The following is a 25,206-nucleotide window of genomic DNA, read 5'->3' on the forward strand; positions in this document are numbered from 1 at the left end:
TGAAAAAGCCGCTTTAGAGCGGCTTTTTTTTGCCTGTTTTTCGACGATACGTTTACAGGCGACAGGCTATATTCAGTTGCCCCGTGCGACGATGCCGGGGTTGATTTGAGTTTTTATTCTTGGTCTTTCTCCTGCGGGTACCTTCAACATCATGAGCCAACTGCCTTTCCTGCCGTTTTCAAAACCCAGCATTGACGAAGCCACCATTGCGGCGGTCGGTGATGTGTTGCGCTCGGGCTGGATCACCAGCGGGCCAAGGGTGCAGGCGTTCGAAGCACAGCTATCGGAGTACTTTGGTGGACGGCCGGTGCGCACCTTCAACTCCGGCACCTGCACCATGGAAATTGCCCTGCGCATCGCCGGGGTTGGTCCAGGGGATGAAGTGATCACCACACCGATTTCCTGGGTGGCGACCGCCAACGTGATTCTGGAGGTGGGCGCCACGCCGGTGTTTGCCGATATCGACCCCGTGACCCGCAATATTGACCTGGTCCAACTGGAAGCCGCTATCACACCGCGTACCAAGGCGATTATCCCGGTGTACCTGGCCGGCCTGCCGCTGGACATGCCGATGCTCTACGCCCTGGCCAACAAGTACGGGCTGCGTGTCGTCGAGGATGCCGCACAGGCGCTCGGGGCCAGCTGGGATGGCCAGAGGATCGGCGCCACCGGGGATTTTGTCTCGTTCAGCTTCCAGGCAAACAAGAACATCACCTCTTGCGAAGGCGGCTGCCTGGTGTTGAACAACGCCGAAGAAGCACGCCTGGCGGAAAAGTACCGGCTGCAAGGCGTGACTCGCAGCGGCTTCGATGGCCTGGATGTGGATGTGCTGGGCGGCAAGTTCAACATGACCGATGTCGCCGCAGCGGTTGGCCTGGGCCAATTTGCCAACATCGAGCAGATCACTGCCCATCGACAGGCCCTGGCCCGGCATTACTTCGAGTGTTTTGGCAGCGATTTCGAGGCGACATACGGTGCGCAGTTGCCACCTGCCGACTTCGAAAACAGCAACTGGCACTTGTTCCAGCTGGTACTGCCCGAGCGCCAGGATGGCCTGCCAGCCCGCGCCACGTTCATGGAGCAGATGCAGACCCAGGGCGTGGGCATTGGCTATCACTACCCGCCGATCCATCTGCTGAGTTTGTACCGGGCACAGGGGTTCAAGGAAGGCATGTTCCCGGTGGCAGAACGAGTCGGGCGTTTGATTGTGTCGTTGCCGATGTTTACGGCGATGACCAAGGCGGATGTAGAGCGCGCGGTTGCGGCGGTGAAGCAGGTGCTCAAGCCCTGACCTTTGTTGTAGGAGCCGGCTTGCCGGCTCCTACACAGGGGAGGGTGTTATTCGCCGATGGCGGCCTTGTAGCCGGCGGCATCCAGCAGTTTTTCCAGTTCGGCGGTATTGCTAGGCTTGACCTTGAAGATCCACGCCTCATACGGCTTTTCGTTGAGCGACTCAGGGGCATCGGTCAGATCCTCGTTGACCGCAATCACTTCACCCGACACTGGCGAGTAAATATCCGAAGCAGCCTTCACTGATTCCACGACGCCCGCTGCGTCGCCTGCAGCAAATACCTTGCCCACTTCAGCCAACTCAACGAAGACCACATCACCCAGTGCTTCCTGGGCGTGATCGGAGATCCCGACGGTCACCGAGCCATCAGCTTCCAGGCGAGCCCATTCGTGGCTTTCGGCAAAACGCAGTTCGGCAGGGATATTGCTCATAGTCTGTGTCCTCAAAAGAAATGTCAGCGGCCATTGGCCTGCCGGAAAAGGTTAGATCAAGGTTTTGCCATGGCGTACGAAGGTCGGTTTGACCACTCGCACCGGGTACCATTTGCCGCGAATCTCTACCTCGGCGCGGTCGGCGGTTGCCATCGGTACACGCGCCAGGGCAATGGATTTACTCAGCGTAGGAGAGAAACTACCACTGGTGATCTCTCCTTCGCCAACATCGGCGATACGAACCACCTGGTGAGCGCGTAAAACCCCACGCTCCTCCAGCACCAGACCCACCAGTTTGAGCTGAACCCCAGCCTCACGCTCGGCTTCCAGAGCCGCACGCCCGATGAACGCGCGGCTGGCGGGTTCCCAGGCGATGCTCCAGGCCATATTGGCGGCCAGAGGGGACACCTTCAGGTGGATATCCTGGCCGTAAAGGTTCATGCCGGCCTCCAGGCGCAGGGTGTCGCGCGCGCCCAGGCCGATGGGCGAGATGCCTGCCCCGACCAGGTCGTTGAAAAAACCCGGGGCCTGGTCGGCGGGCAGGACGATTTCCAGGCCATCTTCGCCGGTATAGCCCGTGCGCGCGATGAACCAGTCGCCGTCGGCACGGCCCTCGAAGGGCTTGAGCTGGTGGATCAACACGCCACGAGACTGGGTGACCAGCTCGGCAATCTTGTGTCGGGCCTGGGGCCCCTGGATAGCCAGCATGGCCAGGTCCGGGCGCTCACGCATCATCACCTGGTAGCTGCCCAGCTGGGCCTGCATCCAGGCGATATCCTGGTCGCGGGTGGCCGCGTTGACCACCAGCCGGTAACCGTCTTCGGTGCGGTAGACAATCATGTCGTCCACCACCCCGCCCTGCTCGTTGAGCATGGCGCTGTACAGCGCATGGCCGCAGCCATGCAAACGACCGACATCATTGGCCAGCAGGTACTGTAGCCACTCCCTGGCCTGATGGCCCGAGATGTCGATCACGGTCATGTGGGAAACATCAAACACCCCACAGTCACGGCGCACCTGATGGTGCTCCTCGACTTGCGAGCCGTAGTGCAGAGGCATATCCCAACCGCCAAAATCGACCATTTTCGCGCCGAGGGCGAGATGCAGGTCATACAGAGGCGTACGCTGTCCCATGGGTTTCTCCTTCCGGGCGTGGCGAAGGTGCGGACGGTCGCCGTTCGGGCTACACACCTTGAAATACAAGGCCTGCAGCCACAATCAGCCACCCTGCCCGAAAGACGGGCCGCACCGAATGCCGCGCATTGTAGCCTCAAGCCGTAGGACTGGCACCTAACCGATTCGTCGCGCCGAACGTCGGATCAAGCCGATGACCGGCAACAGGCCGACCAATACCAGGGTCAGTGCAGGCAAGGAGGCACGCGCCCACTCGCCTTCGCTGGTCATCTCGAAGATGCGCACGGCCAGGGTATCCCAGCCGAATGGGCGCATCAGCAGGGTCGCGGGCATTTCCTTGAGCACATCGACAAATACCAGCAAGGCTGCACTCAAGGTGCCTGGTAGCAAGAGCGGCAGATACACTTTGCAAAACAGTCGTGGCCCACTGACCCCCAGGCTACGCGCTGCTTCCGGCAAGGATGGGCGGATGCGCGCCAGGCTGTTTTCCAGCGGGCCATAGGCCACGGCCAGGAAGCGCACCAGATAAGCCATCACCAGGGCCGACAGGCTGCCCAGCAGCAAAGGCTTGCCCGCGCCTCCCAACCAGCTGGAAAGCGGAATCACTAACTCGCGATCCAGATAGCTGAACGCCAACATGATCGACACCGCCAATACCGAACCCGGCAAGGCGTAGCCCAGGTTACCCAGGCTCACCCCGGAGCGGATGGCCCGGGTCGGCGCCAGGCGATTGGCAAACGCCAGCAGCAGCGCCACGCTGACGGTGATCAGCGCGGCCATGCCGCCCAGGTAAAGGGTATGTACGATCAGCCCGGTGTAACGCTCGTCGAGGTCGAAACGCCCGCGCTGCCAGAACCAGGCCAGCAGTTGGATCATCGGAATGACAAACGCGCAGGCAAACACCAGGGCGCACCAGCCAGTCGCGGCGGCGGCTTTGAACCCATGCAGGTGATACAGCGCCTTGCCCCGTGGCCGCTCGTTGCTCGGGCGGCTGGCGCCACGGGCCCGGCGCTCGCCGTAGAGCACCAGCATCACCACCAACAGCAACAGGCTTGCCAGTTGCGCGGCGCTGGACAGGCTGAAAAAGCCGTACCAGGTCTTGTAGATGGCGGTGGTAAAGGTGTCGAAGTTAAACACCGACACCGCGCCGAAATCCGCCAGGGTTTCCATCAGCGCCAGGGCCACGCCGGCGCCGATGGCCGGCCGCGCCATGGGCAGGGCCACCCGCCAGAATGCCTGCCAGGGTGATTGGCCCAGCACCCGCGCCGCTTCCATCAAGCCTTTGCCCTGCGCCAGAAAGGCGGTGCGCGCCAGCAGGTAGACGTAGGGATAGAACACCAGCACCAACACGATGATCACGCCACTGGTGGAGCGCACGCGCGGCAAGCGCAGGCCTGTGCCGAACCACTCACGCAGCAGGGTCTGCACCGGCCCGGAGAAATCCAGCAGGCCCACGAAGACAAACGCCAGGACATACGCCGGGATGGCAAACGGCAGCATCAACGCCCAGTCCAGCCAGCGCCGGCCGGGGAATTCACAGAGGCTGGTCAGCCAGGCCAGGCTCACGCCCAACACCGTTACGCCAACCCCGACCCCCAACACCAGGGTCAAGGTGTTGCCCAGCAGGCGCGGCATCTGGGTGTCCCACAGGTGCGACCAGATTTGCGTGTCAATGCTTTGCCAGGACAGCAGCAGGACACTCAGCGGCAGCAGCACCAGGGCAGCGACAGTGAAGACCGGCAGGTACCAGCGGCGTTGGGCGGGGTGGGCCAAAAGAAATTCCCAAGCAGTGGATGATTTGGAGACATACACAAACCACTGTGGGAGCGGGCTTGTGTAGGAGCTGGCTTGCCTGCGATGCAGACACCTCGGTGTATCAGCGATACCGGGGTGATGCTATCGCAGGCAAGCCAGCTCCTACACAAGCCAGCTCCCACATTAGATTTGTGAAGCCTTACAAATTGTACTCAGTTCCAGCCTGCGCGATCCATCAGGCGAATCGCCTCGGCCTGGCGCTTGCCCGCGACTTCCACCGGCAAGGTGTCAGCCTTGAACTTGCCCCAGCTCGCCACTTCAGCCGAAGGCTCGACCGCCGGGTTGGCCGGGAACTCCTGGTTGACGTCGGCAAAGATCTTCTGCGCTTCAGGCGTAGTCATCCATTCCACCAGGGCCTTGGCGGCGTCCGGGTGCGGGGCGTATTTGGTCAGGCCAATGCCCGACAGGTTGACGTGCACGCCACGGTCGCCCTGGTTAGGCCAGAACAGTTTCACGGCCAGCTTCGGATCCTGCTTGTGCAGGCGCCCGTAGTAGTAGGTATTGACGATGCCCACATCGCACTGCCCGGCATTGATTGCCTGCAATACGGCGATGTCATCGGAGAACACGTCGGTGGACAGGTTGTTGACCCAGCCCTTGATGATCTCCTCGGTCTTGTCCGCGCCATGGGTCTCGATCAGGGTGGCGGTCAGCGACTGGTTATAAACCTTCTTCGCGGTGCGTAGGCACAGGCGGCCTTCCCATTGCTTGTCGGCCAGGGCTTCGTAGGTGGTCAACTCACCCGGTTTCACACGGTCGGTGGAGTAGGCGATGGTCCGCGCCCGCAGGCTCAAGCCGGTCCAGGCATGGCTTGAAGCGCGATATTGCGCAGGGATGTTGGCGTCGATCACCTTGGAGGTGAACGGCTGCAAAATGCCCATCTGCTCGGCTTGCCAGAGGTTGCCGCCATCGACGGTCAACAGCAGGTCGGCGGTGGCGTTCTGGCCTTCGGCCTTGATGCGCTGCATCAGCGGCGCTTCCTTGTCGGTGATGAACTTCACCTGTACACCGGTTTTCTTGGTGTAGGCATCGAACACCGGCTTGATCAACTCGTCGATACGAGAGGAGTAGACCACCACTTCGTCAGCCGCCTGGACGGTGGTGCTGGCGATAAGGGTGAGTGCCAGGGCAGTCAGGAGGCGCTTGGGTGCCAACATAGGTGCGGTCTCTCGTAGGAAAAGTGAGCGCAAATGATAAGGACTCACATTTAGCATCTCAACCGAACACTGGGTGGAGGCGTTACGAGATGTTGCGTGATTGGCTTCCGGGGTGCGGCAACTGGCCTCAGGCTTTGGCCAGTTCCGGTAGATCCCCAGTCAATCCCAATGCCTGGCGCACAAATACCGCCTTGGCCTCGGGCATCTGGTCGACCATCTTCAACCCGGCATTGCGCAACCAGCGCAACGGCAGTTGGTCAGCCTGGAACAACCGTTCAAAGCCCTCCATCGCCGCCATCAGCGCCAGGTTGTGGGGCATACGCCGGCGCTCGTAGCGACTGAGCACCTTCACATCCGCCAAGCGCTCACCGCGCTCGGACGCCTGCAGCAGCACCTCGGCCAACACCGCCGCGTCGAGGAATCCCAGGTTCACGCCCTGCCCCGCCAACGGGTGGATGACATGGGCGGCATCGCCAATCAGGGCCAGGCCTTCGGCGACGTAACGCTTGGCGTGGCGCTGGCGCAACGGTACACACAGGCGTGGATCGGCGCTGATCACACTGCCCAGGCGGCCTTCAAAGGCGCGCTCCAGTTCGCGGCAGAAGCTTTCGTCGTCCAGGGCCATCAAGCGTTCGGACTCGCTCGGTGTGGTCGACCAGACGATCGAACACCAATCTTCCTGGCCATCGCGCACCAGCGGCAGGAATGCCAGCGGACCATGGTCGGTAAAGCGCTGCCAGGCCGTGCGCTGGTGCGGTTGGCTGCTGCGCACGCTGGTGACAATGGCGTTGTGCAGGTAATCCCATTCGCGGGTGGCAGTGCCCGTCAGGCGGCGCACCGCCGAATTGGCGCCGTCGGCCGCAATCACCAACGGCGCGCGCAGGGTGCGGCCATCAGCGAGGGTCAGCAGCCAGTCATCGCCGGAGCGGCGCATCTGTTCCAGGCGCGCATTGGCCAGCAGGCCCAGGTCGCAGTCGTGCAGGCGGTCGAGCAAGGCGTCCTGGACCACGCGGTTTTCGACGATATGCCCCAACACCTCGGCATGCACACTGGCCGCCGAAAAGTGGATCTGCCCGGTGCCGCTGCCATCCCACACCTGCATCTCGCCGTAGGGACTGGCGCGGCGGCTGGCGATGCCGTCCCACACGCCCAGGCGTTCGAGGATGCGCTGGCTGGCAGCCGACAAGGCGCTCACCCGTGGTTCAAACGGAGCGTCGGCATCAAATGGCTTGACGCTCAACGGGCTACCGTCGAGCAGCAGCACTTGCAGGCCACTGCCTTGCAACGCCAGCGCCAAGGCGCTTCCGACCATTCCGGCCCCGACAATCAGCACATCTGCGCGCATGTCCATGCTTTATGCCTGCTTCGCTGGCGGCTTGCGCCGCACGTAAAGGGTTTTGTCGACTCGCGCCACCAGGGTGCCGGAGCCGTCGTGAATCTGCACTTGGAGGCGCGGCAAGTATTTATCGCCGCCCTCGGTCTGCCGCAGCACCTCATCCAGCAAGGCCTGGTCGATGGAGAACTCGGCAAATACCGGGCCTTTGCCCGGCGAGATGAAATCGATGCTCGCCGCTTTGTCCCAGACGATGTAGTCGCGCCCCAGGTTCTCCATCAGCATCAGCATGTAGAACGGGTCGACCATCGAATACAGGCTGCCGCCAAACTGCGTACCGACATAGTTGCGGTTGTACCAGCCCAGCCCCATCCGCACCTTCACATGACGAAAGTCCGCGCTCATATGCTGCACGCTGATCCCTGCGCCCAGATACGGCGGGTACAAGGTCATGACCCAACGCAGTAACCGCGCCTTGCCCAGGCGCTCGATCAGCCACTTACGCATCAGGACGCGTACCCAGGCCCATGGCCTGCCGGGCGAACCAGCGCTTGGCCGGCGGCAACAGGTCCAGGCCCAGCAGGCCGAGGTTACGGCCCATGGCGACCAGCGGCTGGCCGCTGCCGAACAGGCGGGTGACCTGATCAGAGAAGCCCACGGTCATCTGCTGATCCAGGCGCTGGCGTTCGCGGTAAGCCTGCAAGGTCGCCAGGTCGCCCGGCACCGCCGGCCCGGCCAGCAAGGCCTCGGCCAACGCATAGGCATCACGCAGGGACAGGTTGAAGCCCTGGCCGGCAATCGGGTGCAGGCTGTGGGCCGCGTTGCCGAGGATCACCAGGTGCGAGCGCACCTGCTCCTCGGCCTCCACCAGCGTCAGCGGATACAAGTGACGCGCGCCGACCTGTTTCAAGGTGCCCAGGCGGTAGCCGAACACACCCTGCAATTCACTGAGGAAGCTGCGCTCATCCAACTGCGCCAAGCGCTGGGCATCCATGCCGACGCGGGTCCAGACCAGCGCGCAACGGTTGTCCGCCAGTGGCAGCAAGGCCATCGGGCCTTCGTCGGTGAAACGCTCGAACGCCTCGCCGTTGTGGGCTTCGCTGGGGGTGATGTTGGCGATCAGGGCGCTCTGGTTGTAAGGCCGTTGCTTGACGCCAATGCCCAACTGCTCGCGCAGCCCGGAGCGGCCGCCATCGGCCAATACCGCCAGGTCGCATTCGATGACGGTTTCATCGTTGAGGGTCAGGCGGTAGCCGTCGGCCAGCGGCTCCATGCGGCTGACTTCTGCCGGGCAGCGCCAACTGATCACGTCTTTGTCCAGGCCTTGCCACAGGCACTGCCCGAGCCAGGCGTTTTCCACCACATAGCCCAGGGCCGGCACGCCTTCTTCCAGCGCCGACAAGCGTGCGGTAGAGAAGCGGCCACGATCGGAAACATGGATTTGCTTGATCGGCTCGGCACGCCGGGAAATGTCCTGCCATACGCCCAGGCGTTGGTAGATCTGCCGCGCACCAAAGGACAGCGCCGAAGAGCGGGCGTCGTAGCTCGGCTGATAGCTGTCGCCGGGAGCAAAGGGTTCGATCAGCACGATCTTCCAGCCCCGGGCCTTGGCCCCGGCCTGCAACGCCAGCGCCAGGCTGGCGCCCACCAGGCCGCCGCCGATAATGGCCAGGTTGACCCGGCTCATCGGGCTGCTGCCATCAGTGCTTCGATCTCGGCCACGCCCTTGGGCACGCCACCGGTCAGAATTTCACAGCCTTGCTTGGTCACCACCACGTCATCCTCGATGCGCACGCCTATGCCACGCCATTTCTTTGCCACGTTCTGGTTGTCCGGGGCAATGTAGATGCCCGGCTCCACGGTCAGGGCCATGCCCACTTCCAGCACCCGCCATTCGCCGCCGACCTTGTACTCGCCGACATCGTGCACATCCATGCCCAGCCAATGCCCGGCGCGGTGCATATAGAACGCCTTGTAGGCTTCGCTGGCGATCAGCTCATCCACATCACCCTGCAACAAACCCAACTTCACCAGCCCGGCGGTGATGACTTGCACCGTCGCCTCGTGGGCCTGGTTCCAATGCTTGTTCGGCGCGATCTGCGCAAAGGCGGCTTCCTGGGAGGCCAGCACAATGTCGTAGATCGCCTTCTGCTCGGCGGAAAACTTGCCATTGACCGGCCAGGTGCGGGTGATATCGCTGGCATAGCAGTCGATTTCACAACCGGCGTCGATCAATACCAGGTCGCCGTCCTTGAGCAGCGCGTCATTCTGCTGGTAGTGCAGGATGCAACTGTTGCGCCCCGACGCGACGATGGAGCCATAGGCCGGCATCTTCGCCCCGCCCCGGCGGAACTCGTAGTCCAGCTCGGCTTCCAGGCTGAACTCATGCAACCCTGCACGGCTGGCCTGCATCGCCCGGATGTGAGCGGCGCAGGAAATCCGCGCGGCTTCGCGCATCACCTTCACTTCTGCGGCGGATTTATACAGGCGCATGTCGTGCAGCAGATGATCCAGGGCAACGAATTCGTTCGGCGGCTGCGCACCGAGGTGCGCCTTGGAGCGGATCACGTTGATCCATTCCATCAGGTGCCGGTCGAATTCGGCATTGCTGCCCATGGCCGAGTACACCCGGTCCCGGCCTTCGATGAGGCCGGGCAGGATGTCGTCGATATCGGTGATCGGGAAGGCATCGTCGGCACCGTATTCGCGAATCGCGCCTTCGGTGCCGGCGCGCAGGCCGTCCCATAATTCGCGCTCGGCATTGCGTTCGCGGCAGAACAGCACGTATTCGCCGTGAATGCGCCCAGGCATCAGCACAATCACCGCTTCGGGCTCGGGGAAGCCGCTCAGGTACTGGAAGTCGCTGTCCTGGCGGTACACGTGCTCGACATCACGATTGCGGATCGCCACGGCGGCGGCGGGCAGGATCGCGATGCTGTTGGGTTCCATCTGCGCCATGAGCGCCTTGCGGCGGCGGGTGTATTCCGCTTTGGGGATATGGATCATGGGCAGGTGGGTTCCCTCTCTTAGTGCAGCGACGGCTTGGGCGCTGCGGGCTCAGCAGACTTTTTGGTCTCGGTGAACAGCAGCAGCGGCGCGACGCGCAGGTATTCCATGACTTCCATATAGGCGCCTTCGCCGTCTTCGGACTCTTCCAGGGCATCTTGCACCTGGGAGATGGCGGCCAGGTCTTGCAACACTTCCTTGGCGTCGGTGCTCAGTTCCAGGCCGCCGGCGTTCACGCCAAAGCCATGGAGGAAACCCTGGCACCATTGGCCCAGAGCAGCAGCACGCTCGGTGAGCGGCGCATCGTCGGTTGGCAGCAGCAGGACTACGGTGACGTCATCACCGGTCAGTTCGCCTTTAACCATTTCTTGCAAACCGATCAACGCATTGCGCACGTTTTCGGTAGGCTCGGTTTCCAGCAGTTCGGCCACGTCGGCCAGCCAGTTATCGGCGTCAAAACCGACGCCGGTGCAGCTGCGGCCCAACAGCACGCCATGCAGTTCGGCGGGCGAGCAAGGGTGGCCGCTGGTGCTCAGCAGTTTGGAAAAAGCGTCGTACGGGGAATTCTGAATAGGCATGATGAGCTAGGCGCCAGGCGGCGCGATGTCTAGAATGAAGCGCTGTATCCTAGCACCGGCAGACGCACCCGACTATCAAGGGCGTCAGATCGTTTATCCTGCAGTTGCCATTCATCAGACAAATCCAGTGGAACCCAATGGAAGACACCGACTTGCAAGCGCTGATGGCCAGACTCGAATTGCTAATTACCCGGGTCGAGCAACTAAAGAGTCAAAACGGACTCCTATTAGCTCAGGAAAAGACCTGGCGCGAGGAACGCGCGCACCTCATTGAAAAAAACGAAATCGCCCGGCGTAAGGTCGAATCGATGATTTCGCGCCTGAAGGCCCTGGAGCAAGACTCATGAGTTCAAGCAATAGCGTCACCGTGCAGATTCTCGACAAAGAGTATTCAATCATCTGCCCCCAGGAAGAACGCAGCAACCTGGTGAGCGCTGCCCGCTACCTGGACGGCAAGATGCGCGAGATCCGCAGCAGCGGCAAAGTCATTGGCGCCGACCGTATCGCCGTGATGGCCGCACTGAACATTACCCACGATTTATTGCATAAGCAGGAACGCCCGGACGTACAGGCCAGCGGCTCGACACGCGAGCAAGTGCGTGACCTGCTTGAGCGTGTCGACCTGGTACTTTCTACCGATCAGGAACCACCCAAGGGCTGATTGCCGCGTCTATTTGGGGTATACTCGCCTCACTCCCTGGCGTGCTTGCCAGTCGGCGATGTCCCTGAGCCGATTCGCACTACCCTGGAAGTTGCACGTTGGGCTGGTGTGCATGTCCGCTAGACGGAAAGCCTTAAAGCCTACTGCATCTTCCACCTTGAACTTTCGGGTTCAAGGGCTAAGTCGACAGCGGTTCTGTCGGGGAGCCTGATTCCCAAACTCAATGCCAGTCCCCGGACTGGCATTGTTGTATGAGCCGACCACCATGACCGAACCTGCGCCGCTTTCCCGTCCGCAACTTCGACGCATGTTGCGCAATGCCCGTCGCGCCCTGACGCCGAGCGAGCAGCGCCGGGCCGCCATTGGCCTGTATCGGCAACTGGCACAGCACCCGCTGTTTCGCCGGGCCAAACATATTTCCCTGTACCTGCCGACGGATGGCGAAATCGATCCGCGCCTGCTGCTGCGCGCTGCCCAGCGCCGGGGCAAGGCCACCTACCTGCCGGTGCTCAGCGCCTGGCCACGGACCAAGATGGTGTTCCAACGCGTGGGCCCCAGGGAAAAGCTTGCGCCCAATCGCTTTGGCATTCTTGAGCCACGGGTCAATGTCGGGCGCCAGCGCAAGGTCTGGGCCCTGGACCTGGTGCTGCTGCCATTGGTGGGGTTCGATGATGCGGGCGGGCGACTGGGCATGGGCGGCGGTTTTTACGATCGCAGCCTGGCGTACCTGGCGCGCCGTTCGTCGTGGCGCAAGCCAACGCTGCTGGGGCTGGCCCATGAGTGCCAGAAGGTCGAACGACTGGCGCAGGCAAGCTGGGACGTGCCGTTGAATGGCACCGTTACCGATAAAAGATGGTATGTCGCAGAGGGGACGCCGCTGGAATCAACGGCGCCGAAATAGCGTCAACGCTTGAAGGTTTGTTGCTGCTGCTGTGCAAATTCAACGGGCGCTTCGGTCTTGTTCGACCACAGGCTTTGCGCATACCCGGTGGTCACGACGCCCAGACCGAACAAAATAACCAAAATCCATAGTAAATCCGGTTTGCGTTTCATCGATTGCCCCCCTTCAGGCATATCACACACGATGACAGCAACGTTCCAAAGTAGTCCGTTCCAGCTGCGTCAAGCTTAAAATCCCGGCATTCTGCGTTAACGTGAACCAACACGCAAACCTTGGCGTCAACCGACCGTCGGTTTGTCATGAAATTGACAGACAACCTGCCCAATCCCCTGCAAAGGAGCAAAACCATGGCCTATTGGCTGATGAAATCCGAGCCCGATGAGCTGTCCATCAAGGGCCTGGAAAAACTCGGCGAGGCGCGCTGGGATGGCGTGCGCAATTACCAGGCGCGCAACTTCCTGCGGGCCATGGCGGTCGGCGATGAGTTCTTCTTCTACCACTCCAGTTGCCCGGAGCCGGGGATTGCCGGCGTAGGGAAAATCATCGAAGCGGCTTACCCCGACCCGACCGCGCTGGAACCTGACAGCCATTACTTCGATGCCAAGGCCACACCCGAGAAAAATCCGTGGAGCGCCATCACCGTTGCCCACGTCAAGACCTTCCCCAAAGTCCTCGGACTGGGCTACCTCAAGCAACAGACCGCCCTGGCCGAAATGCCCCTGGTGCAAAAAGGCAGTCGCCTGTCCGTGATGCCGGTGACAGCCGAGCAATGGGCGGCGGTAATGGCCCTGCGCTAACCCCCCTGGCCAAAGAAGCCCCCATCAACACCTCAACACCGCATCATAAAGAGCGGGTCAGGGATTCATTTGACCGGTATCAACGGCTATCGGTTACGATCCCGGCAAACTAGGACGCTAACACCGCAGGATGCACCCATGTCGACGTCACATCGCAGTTCGCAATTCTTCGCCTTTCTCCTGATATTGCTGTTGGTCGCCGCCGGCGGCTTCGGCTACTGGAAGTCCACCCTCGACCGCCTGCCAGAAGGCTTGAGCATGGGCAACGGCCGGCTGGAATCCACCGAAGTGCAGATTGCCACCAAAATCCCCGGCCGCCTGGCCGAGGTGCGGGTCGATGAAGGCGACAAGGTGCTCAAGGGCCAACTGCTGGCGCGTATCGACACCCGCACCCTGGAAGCCCAGCGTTCCCAGGCTGAAGCCGAAGTGCTGCGCGCCAAGGAAAATTTCGCCGCCGCCGAAGCCAACGTGCAACTGCGCCAAAGCGAAAACCTGCTGGCCAGCCAGGAACTCAAGCGCACCCAGGAACTGTACCGACGCGGTTTTGCCAGCGCGCAGTTGATCGATCAGCAACAGGCCCGCCAGAACACCGGCAACGCGGCAGTGGTCGCGGCCCAGGCCCAGGTGAATGCGGTCAAGGCCGCCATTGGTGCCGCCCAGGCCCAGGTGGCGCAACTGACCAGCGAGATCGACGACAGTAGCCTGCGTGCGCCCATCGACGGCATCATCCAGTTGCGCCTGGCCGAACCCGGTGAAGTGCTCGGGGCCGGCGGGCGGGTGTTGTTGTTGATCGACCCGAATGACCAGTACATGAACCTCTACCTGCCCGCCTCGGTCACCGGTCGCCTGACCGTGGGCAGCGAAGCGCGGATCGTGCTCGATGCCCTGCCGGATCAGCCGTTGCCGGCAAAAATCAGCTTTGTCGCGGCCAAATCCCAGTTCACCCCCAAAGAAGTGGAAACCCGCGACGAGCGCCAGAAACTGGTGTTTCGCGTCAAGCTGCGCCTGACTCAACCCAGCGCCGTGCCCCAGGCCAAGCCCGGCATGCCCGGCGCCGGCTACGTGCGCACTGCCGACCTGGACTGGCCGGCCAACCTGCAATGAACGGCCTGGCGCTGCACGCCACGGGTATCAACCACCGCTACGGCAAGCAACAGGCACTGATCGACATCGCCTTCAGCCTGCCGGCCGGCACCCGCTGCGGGCTGATCGGCCCGGATGGCGCGGGCAAGTCGAGCCTGTTGGGGTTGATCGCCGGGGTTAAAAAGCTGCAGGCCGGAGACTTGCAGGTGCTGGGCGGTTCCATCGAAGACCGCCGCCACCGCAACAGCCTGTACCCGTTGATCGCCTTTATGCCCCAGGGCCTGGGCGGCAACCTGTACCCCGAGCTGTCCATCAGCGAAAACATCCGCTTTTTCGCCACCCTGTTTGGCCTGTCCAAAGCCGACTGCGACCAGCGCATGCACAACCTGCTGCTGGCCACTGACCTGGCGCGCTTCGCCGACCGCCCGGCGGGCAAACTGTCGGGCGGGATGAAGCAAAAACTGGGGCTGTGCTGCGCGCTGATCCACGATCCGGATCTGTTGATCCTTGATGAGCCCACCACCGGCGTCGACCCATTGTCCCGCCGCCGCTTCTGGGAGCTGGTGGAAACCGTACGCAGTGAACGCCCACAACTGACGCTGCTGGTGGCCACGGCCTACATGGAGGAAGCCGAGCAGTTCGAACATTGCCTGATGCTCGACCGCGGCAAGCTGATCGCCGATGGCCTGAGCCGCGACCTGGCGGCTGTCACGCCCAGCGGCAAGCTGGACGAAGCCTTTACCCATTTCCAGGGCGACAGCGCGCACAACAACCAGCCGCTGGTGATCCCACCTCGGGCGAACGACAACACTGATATCGCCATCGAAGCCCACGACCTGACCCTGCGTTTTGGCGACTTTACGGCGGTGAACAAAGTCAGCTTCGCCATCGGCCGTGGTGAGATCTTTGGTTTTCTCGGCTCCAACGGCTGTGGCAAGACCACCACCATGAAAGTCCTCACCGGGCTGATGCCGGCCAGCGAAGGCAGCGCCACACTGCTGGGCAACCCGGTGAACGCCAAGGACCTAGCGACACGCAAGCGCGTGGGCTTCATGTCCCAGAGCTTCTCGTTGTACGGCGAGCTCAGCGTGCGCCAGAACCTGGTGCTGCACGCACAACTGTTCGACCTGCCCAAGGCCGACAGCGGCCCGCGTATCGAAGAATTGATCCAGCGTTTTGACCTGGGCAGCGTTGCCGAACAACCCTCCGGTGAGTTGCCCCTGGGTTTGCGCCAGCGCCTGTCCCTGGCCGTGGCGGTACTGCATCGCCCGGAAGTGCTGATCCTCGACGAACCCACGTCCGGTGTGGATCCCGCCGCACGTGACGATTTCTGGCGCCTGCTGGTGGAGCTGTCCCGCGAGCAAGGGGTGACGATTTTCCTCTCCACCCACTTTATGAACGAAGCCCAGCGCTGCGACCGTATTTCCTTGATGCACGCCGGCAAGGTGCTGGCCTGCGACACGCCGCACGCACTGCAACAACAATTCCACGGCGAGACCCTGGAAGCCGCGTTCGTCACCTGCCTAGAGCAAGCCCAGCAAGCCCCGCAAGCCGACGCCCCCAGCGCGACCGTCAGCACGCCGACTACGCCGCCCGTCAGCAAGCGCGGCTTCAGCCTGGCGCGCCTGCTGGCGGTGGCCAGCCGTGAAGGCAAGGAACTGCTGCGCGACAAAGTGCGCATGGCCTTTGCCCTGCTCGGGGCGATTTTCATGATGGTGATCTTCGGCTACGGCATTTCCCTGGACGTGGAGAAGCTTGCCTTCGCCGTGTATGACCAGGACCAGACACCCCAAAGCCGGGCCTACCTGGAAGCCTTTCGCAGTTCACGCTACTTCGCCGAACAGCCGCCGATCACCGATTCGACCGAGTTGCACCGGCGCCTGCAGCGCTCGGAGATCAAACTGGCCATGGAAATTCCACCCGGGTTTGGCCGTGACCTGTACGCCGGACGCCAACCGGCGGTGGCCGCCTGGCTTGATGGCGGCATGCCGTTTCGCGCCGAGACCAGCCGCAATTATGTAGAAGCCGTGCACCAGGCCAACCTCCAGCAATTGGCCGAACTCAACAGCACACCACGGGCCCAGCCGCCTGCGGCCAAACTGGAAACGCGCTTTCGCTACAACCAGGACGTGGTCAGCGTCAATGCCATCGGCCCCGGCGTGATGGCCCTGATCCTGGCCTTTATCCCGGCAATGCTCACTGCCCTGGGCATCGTGCGTGAGAAGGAGCTGGGTTCGATTACCAACTTCTACGCCACGCCGCTGACCCGCCTGGAATTCCTCCTCGGCAAACAGGCGCCGTATCTGGTCATCAGCCTGATCAACCTGGCCTTGCTGGTGGCAATGAATCGCTGGCTGTTCGGCGTGCCGTTCAAGGGCAGCGCTCTGACCCTGGCCTTTGGCGGGCTGCTGTACGTGCTGGCGACCACCAGCATGGGCCTCCTGATTTCCGCGTTCACCCGCACCCAGATCGCCGCGATCCTCGGCACCATGATCATCACCAGCCTGCCGACCATCCAATTCTCCGGGCTGATCGTGCCGCGCTCGTCTCTGGAAGGGGCGGCCGCGCTGATGGGCATGCTGTTTCCTGCCGGTTACTTCCTGGATGTGGCCGTCGGCACCTTCACCAAAGCCCTGGACTTGCGCCAGTTGTGGCCGCAGTGCCTGGCGCTGTTCGGGTTTTTCCTGGGGTTCACCGGGCTGAGCCTGGTCATGCTTAAGAAGCAGGAGGCCTGATGCACAAGTTCGCCCATATCCTGCGCCTGGGAATCAAGGAACTCACCAGCCTGCGCCACGACAGTGTATTGCTGTTGTTTCTGTTCTACGCCTTCACCGTCGCCATCTATATGCCAGCGGCCGGCTCGGTGATTGGCGTGCACAACGCCAGCGTGGCCTTTGTCGATGAGGACCACGGCCAATTGTCGCGCCAGTTGGCCGAAGCCCTGCAGCCACCGGAATTCCAACCCGCCGTGCCACTGGCCTACGACCAGTTGGACAAGGTCATGGACAGCGGCCAGTACACCTTCGTGATCAACGTGCCGGCCAATTTCCAGGCAGACCTGTTGGCCGGGCGCCAACCAAGCGTACAGGTCAACGTGGATGCCACGGCGATGAGCCAGGCCTTTATGGGTGCGGGTTATATCGGGCGGATTTTCCAGCGCGAACTGCTGACCTACAGTGGCCAGCCTGACGCCAGCCAGCGGGCGCCGGCGGCCCTCACCACCCGGGCATTGTTCAACACCAACCTGGAAGGTGGCTGGTTCCTGGCGGTGATCCAGATCGTCAACAACATCACCATCCTCGCTATCGTACTGACCGGCACGGCGCTGCTGCGCGAGCGCGAACACGGCACCCTCGACCATCTGCTGGTGCTGCCGCTGACAGCGCTGGAGATCATGCTGGCGAAAATCTGGAGCAACATGCTGGTGGTGGTGCTGTGCACCTGGCTGTCGCTGGAAGTGGTGGTCAAGGGCATGCTCGGCGTGCCGCTGGCCGGGTCGTTGAGCTTGTTCCTGCTGGTGACGGCGCTGTACCTGTTTGCCAGCACCGCCCTGGGCATCTTCCTTGCCACCCTCGCCCGCTCGACGCCACAGTTCGGTTTGCTGGCAATCCCGGTGATCATTCCGATGCTGCTTCTGTCAGGCGGCAGTACGCCGCTGGACAGCATGCCCGAATGGTTGCAATGGGTGATGCAGGGCTCGCCGTCGACGCATTTTGTGAGCTTGAGTGCAGCGATTCTGTTCCGCGATGCGGGAGTAAGCGTGGTGTGGCCGGACTTGCTGGCGCTAGCGGCGATTGGGTTGTTGTTTTTTGCGGTGGCGTTGGCCAGGTTCAGGAAAAGCCTGGCGTCTTGAGGGGCCCGCAAGGCCGTCATCGCAGGCAAGCCAGCTCCCACATTTTGAGGGTGAGCACCGTCAAATGTGGGCACCGGCTTTTCAGCGCGGGCTTTACTGGATGATCAAGTTATTGAACAACAGGTCCTCGACCACCGGCTTGCCGGTTTCGTCGTTCATCACTTGTTGGGTCTGCTTCAACGCTTCCTGGCGCAACTTCTCTTTGCCTTCGACACTGCCCATGCTCTCGACAGTCTGCTGGGTAAACAATGCCACCAGTTGGTTGCGAATCAACGGTTCATTGGCCTTGATCGCCGCCGCCGCTTCCGGGCCGGTCACGCGCAGGGCCACATCGGCCTTGTACACCCTCAGTTTCGGGCCGCCATCCAAGGCGTAGTTGCCCACAAAAGGCGGCGTCAGGCTGTAATAGCTGACCTTCGGCGCTTCGCCTTCCTTGGCTTCTTCGGCATGGGCCGCCATCGGCAACGTCAGGGCCAGCATCAACAGGATCCACGCTTTCACAGTTCATTCCTCACATTCGGTTGCCAGTAGCATAACGCTAGCAAGGCAGAGCACAAGCTTATGGCGACTTATCAGGCCGGGGCATGCTCGTTGACCCGTGACCTTACCCACCTACACTTATCGGCCAATACGCCAAAAGGAATAGTCCGATGAAAGCCGTGCTGTGCAAAGCCTTCGGCCCTGCCGAAACCCTGGTGTTGGAAGACGTCGCCAGCCCCGCGATCAAGAAGAACGAGATCCTGCTGGATGTGCATGCCGCCGGGGTGAATTTCCCGGACACGCTGATCATCGAGGGCAAGTATCAGTTCAAGCCGCCCTTCCCGTTCTCGCCGGGTGGCGAAGCGGCGGGCGTGGTCAGCGAAGTCGGGGAAAAGGTCAGCCACATCAAGGTCGGTGACCGGGTCATGGCGTTGACCGGCTGGGGCAGCTTTGCCGAACAGGTCGCGGTACCGGGCTATAACGTACTGCCGATCCCGCCGAGCATGGACTTCAACACCGCCGCCGCCTTCAGCATGACCTACGGCACCTCGATGCATGCGCTCAAGCAGCGTGGCCACCTGGCGGCCGGCGAGACCCTGCTGGTACTGGGTGCGTCCGGTGGCGTGGGGCTGGCCGCTGTGGAAATCGGCAAGGCCATGGGCGCCCGGGTGATCGCTGCCGCCAGCAGCGCCGACAAGCTGGCTGTGGCCAAGGCGGCGGGTGCCGATGAGTTGATCAACTACAGCGAAACCAACCTCAAGGATGAAATCAAGCGCCTGACCGATGGCAACGGCGCCGACGTGATCTACGACCCGGTAGGTGGCGACCTGTTTGACCAGGCCATCCGCGCCATCGCCTGGAACGGGCGCCTGTTGGTGGTGGGCTTTGCCAGCGGGCGTATTCCTGAGTTGCCAGTAAACCTGGCGCTGCTCAAGGGCGCGGCGGTGGTCGGGGTGTTCTGGGGCTCGTTCGCCCAGCGCCAGCCCCAGGATAATGCGGCGAATTTCCAGCAACTGTTCAGTTGGTATGCCGAGGGGAAGCTGAAGCCACTGGTTTCGCAGGTGTACCCGCTGGATAACGCCGCCCAGGCGATCAATGACCTGGGGCAGCGCAAGGCGGTGGGCAAGGTGGTCGTCCAGGTCCGCCACTGATTGGTGGAGGAGCTGGCAAGCCAGCTCCCACATTTGACCTGCGGTGTTCTGAGGAGCCTGATCACGCCTTCTATTTATCTATTAGCGACATGTTCGTAAAAGAACATGCAATTACTCCAGTTTCCTGTGTTTGCAGATAAGAGGCGATGCTATTTTCGGTAACGAAACTGTAACATTCGCATCCGCAGTCAAAACAAGAAATTTGGAGCTCTTGAATGTTTGCTTTCTTTCGTCCTGCCCCTCATCAGGCACCCCTGCCTGAAGAAAAGATCGACAGTACCTACCGACGACTGCGCTGGCAGATCTTCGCCGGTATTTTCTTTGGCTACGCGGGTTACTACCTGCTGCGCAAGAACTTCTCCCTGGCCATGCCGTATTTGATCGACGAGGGTTACACCCGTGGTCAACTGGGCCTGGCCATGTCGGCGATCGCCATTGCCTATGGCCTGTCCAAGTTCCTCATGGGCCTGGTGTCCGACCGCTCCAACCCGCGCTACTTCCTGCCTTTTGGCTTGCTGGTGTCGGCGGGGGTGATGTTCATTTTCGGTTTCGCGCCTTGGGCCACCTCCAGCGTGACCATGATGTTCATTTTGCTGTTCATCAACGGCTGGGCCCAGGGCATGGGCTGGCCGCCGAGCGGACGGACCATGGTGCACTGGTGGTCGCAGAAAGAACGCGGCGGCGTGGTGTCGGTGTGGAACGTGGCGCATAACGTCGGTGGCGGCCTGATCGGCCCGCTGTTCCTGCTGGGCATGGCCTGGTTCAACGACTGGCACGCGGCGTTCTATGTACCGGCCACTGTCGCCCTGGCGGTAGCGGCGTTTGCCTTCATCACCATGCGCGACACCCCACAGTCGGTGGGCCTGCCGCCTATCGAGAAGTACAAGAACGACTACCCGGAAGGTTACGACGACAGCCACGAAGACGAATTCAGCGCCAAGGAAATCTTCGTCAAGTACGTGCTGCGCAACAAAATGCTCTGGTACATCGCCTTCGCCAACGTGTTCGTGTACCTGCTGCGCTACGGCGTGCTGGACTGGGCACCGACCTACCTCAAGGAAGCCAAGCACTTCACGGTCGACAAGTCGTCCTGGGCGTACTTCTTCTATGAGTGGGCAGGGATTCCGGGCACGCTGCTGTGCGGCTGGATGTCAGACAAGATCTTCCGTGGCAACCGAGGCCTGACCGGCATTGTGTTCATGGCGTTGGTCACCGTGGCGACCCTGGTTTACTGGCTCAACCCGCCAGGCAACCCGATGGTCGACATGATCGCGCTGTTCTCCATTGGCTTCCTGATCTACGGCCCGGTGATGCTGATCGGCCTGCAGGCACTGGAGCTGGCGCCGAAGAAAGCCGCCGGTACAGCCGCAGGTTTTACCGGCCTGTTCGGTTACCTGGGCGGTTCGGTAGCGGCCAGTGCGGCCATGGGCTACACCGTGGACCACTTCGGCTGGGATGGCGGCTTTGTGCTGCTGATCGGCGCGTGCCTGTTGGCTATCGCGTTCCTGATTCCTACGCTGTGGCACACCAATAGCGTCAGCTCGGCGCGTTAATCGCCGCGACGCCTTTGGCACATCGCTTGAGCCGCGCCTCCAGATTCTTGTCTGGCATGGCGTGGCTACGCAGGGCGTTGACGGTCTGCTCGACATAATCGCGAGTAGTGCCGTAGCGCCCGCAAGCGCTGGCGAATACCTGGTTCAGCACGCTGTCGGGCAAGTTGCCGGCGTAGCTGGGCAAGTGCCGCTCCAGCACAAAACCCAACGCCTGCACCTGACTACCGTCTTCAAGCCGGCAACTGAGCCAGTGTGGCCGATACGAAGGGTAAGGCATCTCCCGCTGCCACAAGGCATAGAGCGAAGCCTCCAGCTGCTCCTCCGGCAGGCGATAGGCAAAGCCACTGCACGAGCCGCCGCGATCCAGGCCAAACACCAGCCCCGGCAACTCCGGCGTACCCCGATGCTCGTGGGACCACAGGTACAGGCCCCGGTGATAACCGTGGACCCGTGCCCGCAGGCGCTGGGTGGCCGAACACTCGGGACGCCAGATCAGCGAGCCGTAGGCAAACAACCAGACCGGCCCACCCTTGTGCAGGCCCATGGTGGCCTGCATCGAGCTCATCAATTGTTCGTGAGTGAGTTGCGGCCCCAGATCGAGCCGCGGAGGGTAAGCCAATTGCAGAAGTTCGGATTCAATAACGGTCATGGCGGATCGCTTAGGTCTCCTTTCTGGGAAATGAAGAGCTACTACCAGTTATAGGCGACTTTACCGTAATAGAACGCGCCGCTGTAACCGTAAGGCGAAAAAGTGCTATAGGCCAGGTTGCCGCCACTGCTGGCGTAGGCATTGAGCTTTTCCGGGTACTTATCGGTCACGTTGTCGCCGCCCACGGTGAAGGTCCAGTTGTGTAATGTGTAGTCAGCCGACAAATCCAGCACCCAGGCGGCCTTGAAGGTCTGGTCATTGACCTTGTCCGCCTGGTAGCTGGTGAATTCGCCATAGCGCACCAGATTGCTGTGCAGCGCCCAATTGCCGAAGGTGAAATCGTTGCCCAGGCTCAGCTTGTGCTGGGGCGTGGTGTCGCCCAGCAGACCGATGCGCTCGCGCCGGTCGACCCGCACCAGGTTGGCGCCCAGGCTATCGAGAATGGCCGGGTTGGCCTTCACGTCCGTGACCTTGGTGTGGTTGTAGTTGTAGCCCACGGTGCTGTTCCAGCGGATGCCGTTGTCCAGTTGGTAGCGGTAGTTGGCCACCAGGTCGACGCCGTCGGTGCTGGTGTCCGTGGCATTGGTGAAGTAGCGGGCGGTGGTGTAGTCGATATTGCCGACGCCATTGGCTTGCAGATAGGCGCGTGTCGCCGCATTAAGGGCAAGGTTGGACGACAGGCTTATGCGGTCGCGAATGTCGATGCGGTAGACGTCCGCCGTCACCGTCAGGTTATCTGCGGGCTCCAGCACCAGGCCCAGGCTGTAGTTGCGTGACTTCTCGGCCTTGAGGTCTTCGGCGCCGAGCAAACGCGCCACCTGACTGTTGGCCGGGAAGGTGCCGGCTTCCTGGATGGTGTTGCCGATCAACTGCGACGAGGTGTAGGCAAAGTTCTGCTGGGCCAGGGACGGTGCGCGAAAGCCATTGGAAATACTGCCGCGCAGGGCCACTTGCGGGGTGAAGTCATAGCGCGCCGACAGCGAGCCGCTGACGTTGGAGCCGAAGTCGCTGTAGTCCTCATGGCGCACCGCCGCCGAAACCCCGAGCTTCTCGGTGAAGTTGGTTTCCAGGTCCAGGTACTGCGCCCAGTTGTGGCGCGAGGTGCTGCCGGCGTCGGCATCGCGGAAACCGCCGAGGCCTGAACTGCCGGTCTGGTAGTAGGAGGCCGGCTCACCGGCTTCAATCTCATAGCCCTGGTGCAGGTATTCGCCGCCGAATGCCACCGATACCGGGTACGGCAGCCAGCCCAGGTCAAACTCACGGGACAGGTCCAGGCTGAGCTGCTTCTGCTCGTTGCTCAGGGTGCCGTTGTCGAATTTGCGCGGCGTCGCCAGGCCCAGGGAGGTGTTGATGGTTTCGGTGCGCAGTTCGTACTGGTTCTTGCCGTAGTTGGCCGACAGGTCGTAGTGCCAGTCATACGCCAACTGCCCGCGCAGGCCGGCCACCAGCGAGGTGTCTTCGAGGCTGCCACGGATCAGCGGCAGGTAGCCATTGGGGTTGAGCGCCGGGAGGTTGTTGGACGCATTGCTCGCCCGGTAGAACGCCGCCGTCTCGCCACGCCGCTTGCTGTAGCCGCCAAAAGTGTAGAACTCGGCAGCCTCGTTAAAGGCATAGCCGGCGTTCAGCCACAGCTTGCCTTCGTTGGTCGAAGGTTCGCCCTGGCGGAACACCCTCTGGCCGTACGTGGTGGAGCCGATGCTGGCCGGGCGGTAATCGTGGCCGGCGCGGTTGGTGTAGTCATTGTCGGCACCTTCGGCCGAAAGGTTGATAAACCCGTTCTCGCCCAAGGCCAGGCCGGTGTTGCCGCTGATGTTGCGCTGAATCCCGTCGCCTTTCTTGTATTGGCCGAACTTGCTCGAAACCGAGCCGCCGTGGTCGGTCTGCTTGAGGATCACGTTGATCACCCCGGCAATTGCATCGGACCCGTAGCGAGCCGACGCGCCATCACGCAGCACTTCAATATGGTCGACCGCCGACAACGGGATAGCATTCAAATCCGCCGGGGCCGAACCGCGGCCGACCGCACCACCCAGGTTGACGAAAGCGCTGGTGTGGCGCCGCTTGCCATTGACCAGCACCAGCACTTGATCCGGCGACAGGCCGCGCAGTTGCGCCGGGCGCACCAGTTCGGCGCCGTCCACCAGGCTAGGGCGGGGGAAGTTGATAGAAGGAATCAGCCGCGCCAGTACCGCGCCCAGCTCATCGGAACCGGTGCTGCGCAGGCTTTCGCCGGAGATCACATCAATAGGTGATAGTGACGCGCTGGCCGTGCGCTCTTGGGCGCGGGTACCCGTGACGATCACGGTGTCGAGTTTTGGCGTTTCGGCCGTCGCCGCTTCAGCGGCGATCACTGGATTGAATCCCACGGTGGCCAGCAAATTGGCTGACAAAATCGCCGTGTACAGCGCGTGCCTGTTATAGCTCCCCATACCGCTCCCCTTGGAATCAAAAGTCAGAACGTCAATGCCCTGAGTTCATACGATCGATCCGTGTGGCGGACGGTGGCGGTCATTTACTGGTTAGTGGCAGATAGTCGGTAGCCCGATGACATATAGCTTAATGATATTCATCTTGACGAATAAATATCTTTTAAGAATAAGCGAAAGCATAAGCAACAGGCCCCGTTCATCAGGATTGCTCCAGAAAATCCCGCTACTTTCAGCGCCCGTTCAGCCTTTGGGCAGAGCGAGCCCTCAAAATAGGCCCGCGTCACGACCCACTTAGCCGTGCATCCACCGACTATCGAGGTCGCCCCATGAAAAACCGACTTTCCGGCCTGCTGCTCCTGGCACAGGCCACCACCGCCCTGGCCGCCGAAGCGCCGGCCAACGACGACAAAGGCTTCTGGTACGCCCAGACCAGCGTCTACACCCGGCACTTTGCGCCGGATCCCGAGCACAACAACAACCAGGACCTGATCGGCCTGGAGCGTAATGACGCTTCGGGGTGGGTGTATGGCGGTGCGACCTTTCGCAACTCGTTTCGCCAGCGCTCGTACTACGCATACGCAGGCAAGCGCTACGACATGAGCGACTATCCGGTGTATCTGAAGCTCACTGGCGGGGCGATCCAGGGCTATCGCGGCAAGTATCGCGACAAGATTCCGCTGAACCGCTACGGCGTGGCGCCGGTGATCATTCCGTCGGTGGGAACCCACTATGGGCCGGTAGCGGCGGAATTCGTATTGCTGGGGTTCAATGCGGCGATGGTGACCACAGGTGTGCGGTTCTGACACCGACAGACGTGAATAGACACAATCCCCTGTGGGAACCGGGCCTATGTGGGAGCGGGCTTGCCCGCGAATGCGGTGTGTCAGTCAACACATCCAGCGAC

General features: G+C 61.8%; 24 protein-coding genes and 1 other RNA gene. 12 read left to right on the forward strand and 13 right to left on the reverse strand.

Annotation, left to right across the window (positions count from 1 at the left end; all coding sequences use genetic code 11):
• Positions 1 to 151 precede the first annotated feature (151 nt).
• Positions 152 to 1,291, forward strand: coding sequence for a DegT/DnrJ/EryC1/StrS aminotransferase family protein (locus GDV60_RS26085; RefSeq protein WP_159909122.1), 1,140 nt, complete (start codon positions 152 to 154; stop codon positions 1,289 to 1,291).
• A gap of 47 nt (positions 1,292 to 1,338) precedes the next feature.
• Here GDV60_RS26085 and gcvH read toward each other — a convergent pair whose 3' ends face one another.
• The 9 genes from gcvH to GDV60_RS26130 all read right to left on the reverse strand — a co-directional run bounded on the left by gcvH (position 1,339) and on the right by GDV60_RS26130 (position 10,745).
• A complete protein-coding gene (gene gcvH, locus GDV60_RS26090) occupies positions 1,339 to 1,722 on the reverse strand; it encodes a glycine cleavage system protein GcvH (protein ID WP_029289503.1) in 384 nt (127 codons plus the stop codon).
• Positions 1,723 to 1,773: 51 nt separating this feature from the next.
• The gene (gene gcvT, locus GDV60_RS26095) at positions 1,774 to 2,856 is read right to left on the reverse strand and encodes a glycine cleavage system aminomethyltransferase GcvT (RefSeq protein WP_029289505.1); all 1,083 of its coding nucleotides are present in this window, start codon (positions 2,854 to 2,856) and stop codon (positions 1,774 to 1,776) included.
• A 156-nt stretch (positions 2,857 to 3,012) separates the two neighbouring features.
• Positions 3,013 to 4,629: an iron ABC transporter permease gene (locus GDV60_RS26100; RefSeq protein WP_070994014.1), complete on the reverse strand. Its 1,617-nt coding sequence runs from the start codon at positions 4,627 to 4,629 to the stop codon at positions 3,013 to 3,015.
• Positions 4,630 to 4,823: 194 nt separating this feature from the next.
• Positions 4,824 to 5,828 carry an extracellular solute-binding protein gene (locus GDV60_RS26105; RefSeq protein ID WP_029289509.1) on the reverse strand — a complete coding sequence of 335 codons (1,005 nt, stop codon included), beginning with the start codon at positions 5,826 to 5,828 and terminating at the stop codon, positions 4,824 to 4,826.
• A 127-nt stretch (positions 5,829 to 5,955) separates the two neighbouring features.
• A complete protein-coding gene (locus GDV60_RS26110) occupies positions 5,956 to 7,173 on the reverse strand; it encodes a 2-octaprenyl-3-methyl-6-methoxy-1,4-benzoquinol hydroxylase (RefSeq protein WP_169871364.1) in 1,218 nt (405 codons plus the stop codon).
• A gap of 9 nt (positions 7,174 to 7,182) precedes the next feature.
• A complete protein-coding gene (locus GDV60_RS26115; RefSeq protein WP_029289513.1) occupies positions 7,183 to 7,668 on the reverse strand; it encodes a DUF4442 domain-containing protein in 486 nt (161 codons plus the stop codon).
• Positions 7,661 to 8,848 (reverse strand): 2-octaprenyl-6-methoxyphenyl hydroxylase, encoded by a 1,188-nt coding sequence (gene ubiH / locus GDV60_RS26120; RefSeq protein ID WP_029289515.1) that lies wholly within the window; start codon positions 8,846 to 8,848, stop codon positions 7,661 to 7,663. Before ubiH ends, GDV60_RS26115 begins: the two co-directional genes overlap by 8 nt.
• Positions 8,845 to 10,167, reverse strand: a complete 1,323-nt coding sequence (pepP, locus tag GDV60_RS26125) for a Xaa-Pro aminopeptidase (RefSeq protein ID WP_029289518.1) — start codon at positions 10,165 to 10,167, stop codon at positions 8,845 to 8,847. Before pepP ends, ubiH begins: the two co-directional genes overlap by 4 nt.
• Before the next feature lie 20 nt (positions 10,168 to 10,187).
• Positions 10,188 to 10,745, reverse strand: coding sequence for a YecA family protein (locus GDV60_RS26130; protein WP_092231264.1), 558 nt, complete (start codon positions 10,743 to 10,745; stop codon positions 10,188 to 10,190).
• 137 nt (positions 10,746 to 10,882) lie between these two features.
• Between GDV60_RS26130 and GDV60_RS26135 the strand changes: the two genes are divergently transcribed.
• The 4 genes from GDV60_RS26135 to GDV60_RS26150 all read left to right on the forward strand — a co-directional run bounded on the left by GDV60_RS26135 (position 10,883) and on the right by GDV60_RS26150 (position 12,307).
• Positions 10,883 to 11,092 carry a TIGR02449 family protein gene (locus tag GDV60_RS26135; protein WP_007982902.1) on the forward strand — a complete coding sequence of 70 codons (210 nt, stop codon included), beginning with the start codon at positions 10,883 to 10,885 and terminating at the stop codon, positions 11,090 to 11,092.
• Positions 11,089 to 11,406 carry a cell division protein ZapA gene (locus GDV60_RS26140; protein ID WP_029289530.1) on the forward strand — a complete coding sequence of 106 codons (318 nt, stop codon included), beginning with the start codon at positions 11,089 to 11,091 and terminating at the stop codon, positions 11,404 to 11,406. Before GDV60_RS26135 ends, GDV60_RS26140 begins: the two co-directional genes overlap by 4 nt.
• A 30-nt stretch (positions 11,407 to 11,436) precedes the next feature.
• A non-coding RNA gene (gene ssrS, locus GDV60_RS26145) (6S RNA) lies at positions 11,437 to 11,615 on the forward strand.
• A 56-nt stretch (positions 11,616 to 11,671) separates the two neighbouring features.
• The gene (locus tag GDV60_RS26150; RefSeq protein ID WP_159909124.1) at positions 11,672 to 12,307 is read left to right on the forward strand and encodes a 5-formyltetrahydrofolate cyclo-ligase; all 636 of its coding nucleotides are present in this window, start codon (positions 11,672 to 11,674) and stop codon (positions 12,305 to 12,307) included.
• Positions 12,308 to 12,309: 2 nt separating this feature from the next.
• Here GDV60_RS26150 and GDV60_RS26615 read toward each other — a convergent pair whose 3' ends face one another.
• On the reverse strand, positions 12,310 to 12,459 hold the full coding sequence (locus GDV60_RS26615; protein ID WP_092231272.1) for a hypothetical protein: 150 nt from the start codon (positions 12,457 to 12,459) through the stop codon (positions 12,310 to 12,312).
• A gap of 195 nt (positions 12,460 to 12,654) precedes the next feature.
• Here GDV60_RS26615 and GDV60_RS26155 point away from each other — a divergent pair, with 195 nt between their 5' ends.
• The 4 genes from GDV60_RS26155 (at position 12,655) to GDV60_RS26170 (ending at position 18,040) form a co-directional block, all read left to right on the forward strand.
• A complete protein-coding gene (locus GDV60_RS26155) occupies positions 12,655 to 13,104 on the forward strand; it encodes an EVE domain-containing protein (protein WP_029289534.1) in 450 nt (149 codons plus the stop codon).
• 138 nt (positions 13,105 to 13,242) lie between these two features.
• Complete coding sequence (locus tag GDV60_RS26160) at positions 13,243 to 14,208, forward strand: HlyD family secretion protein (protein WP_029289536.1); 966 nt, start codon at positions 13,243 to 13,245, stop codon at positions 14,206 to 14,208.
• Positions 14,205 to 16,922 carry a ribosome-associated ATPase/putative transporter RbbA gene (gene rbbA / locus GDV60_RS26165; RefSeq protein ID WP_159909126.1) on the forward strand — a complete coding sequence of 906 codons (2,718 nt, stop codon included), beginning with the start codon at positions 14,205 to 14,207 and terminating at the stop codon, positions 16,920 to 16,922. The genes GDV60_RS26160 and rbbA overlap by 4 nt, the downstream gene beginning before the upstream one ends.
• Positions 16,922 to 18,040 carry an ABC transporter permease gene (locus GDV60_RS26170; RefSeq protein ID WP_070994018.1) on the forward strand — a complete coding sequence of 373 codons (1,119 nt, stop codon included), beginning with the start codon at positions 16,922 to 16,924 and terminating at the stop codon, positions 18,038 to 18,040. Before rbbA ends, GDV60_RS26170 begins: the two co-directional genes overlap by 1 nt.
• 93 nt (positions 18,041 to 18,133) lie before the next feature.
• On the opposite strand, the gene GDV60_RS26175 is transcribed toward GDV60_RS26170, so the two are convergent.
• Positions 18,134 to 18,541, reverse strand: coding sequence for a flagellar basal body-associated protein FliL (locus GDV60_RS26175; protein ID WP_029289542.1), 408 nt, complete (start codon positions 18,539 to 18,541; stop codon positions 18,134 to 18,136).
• 149 nt (positions 18,542 to 18,690) lie between these two features.
• On the opposite strand from GDV60_RS26175, the gene GDV60_RS26180 reads away from it, so the two are divergent.
• Together GDV60_RS26180 and glpT are read left to right on the forward strand one after the other, a co-directional pair.
• Positions 18,691 to 19,671 carry an NADPH:quinone oxidoreductase family protein gene (locus GDV60_RS26180; RefSeq protein ID WP_159909127.1) on the forward strand — a complete coding sequence of 327 codons (981 nt, stop codon included), beginning with the start codon at positions 18,691 to 18,693 and terminating at the stop codon, positions 19,669 to 19,671.
• Between the two features lie 215 nt (positions 19,672 to 19,886).
• Positions 19,887 to 21,224 (forward strand): glycerol-3-phosphate transporter, encoded by a 1,338-nt coding sequence (gene glpT / locus GDV60_RS26185; RefSeq protein ID WP_029289546.1) that lies wholly within the window; start codon positions 19,887 to 19,889, stop codon positions 21,222 to 21,224.
• On the opposite strand, the gene GDV60_RS26190 is transcribed toward glpT, so the two are convergent.
• Together GDV60_RS26190 and GDV60_RS26195 are read right to left on the reverse strand one after the other, a co-directional pair.
• Positions 21,208 to 21,873 (reverse strand): gamma-glutamylcyclotransferase, encoded by a 666-nt coding sequence (locus GDV60_RS26190; protein ID WP_029289548.1) that lies wholly within the window; start codon positions 21,871 to 21,873, stop codon positions 21,208 to 21,210. The genes glpT and GDV60_RS26190 overlap by 17 nt on opposite strands.
• A gap of 41 nt (positions 21,874 to 21,914) precedes the next feature.
• Positions 21,915 to 24,302, reverse strand: coding sequence for a TonB-dependent siderophore receptor (locus GDV60_RS26195; protein ID WP_133715261.1), 2,388 nt, complete (start codon positions 24,300 to 24,302; stop codon positions 21,915 to 21,917).
• A gap of 326 nt (positions 24,303 to 24,628) precedes the next feature.
• On the opposite strand from GDV60_RS26195, the gene GDV60_RS26200 reads away from it, so the two are divergent.
• The gene (locus GDV60_RS26200; RefSeq protein ID WP_070994021.1) at positions 24,629 to 25,105 is read left to right on the forward strand and encodes a sn-glycerol-3-phosphate transporter; all 477 of its coding nucleotides are present in this window, start codon (positions 24,629 to 24,631) and stop codon (positions 25,103 to 25,105) included.
• The last annotated feature ends 101 nt before the right edge of the window (positions 25,106 to 25,206 follow it).

Origin of the sequence: Pseudomonas sp. DTU12.1, assembly GCF_009873475.1 — a bacterium.
Lineage (GTDB): Bacteria > Pseudomonadota > Gammaproteobacteria > Pseudomonadales > Pseudomonadaceae > Aquipseudomonas > Aquipseudomonas proteolytica.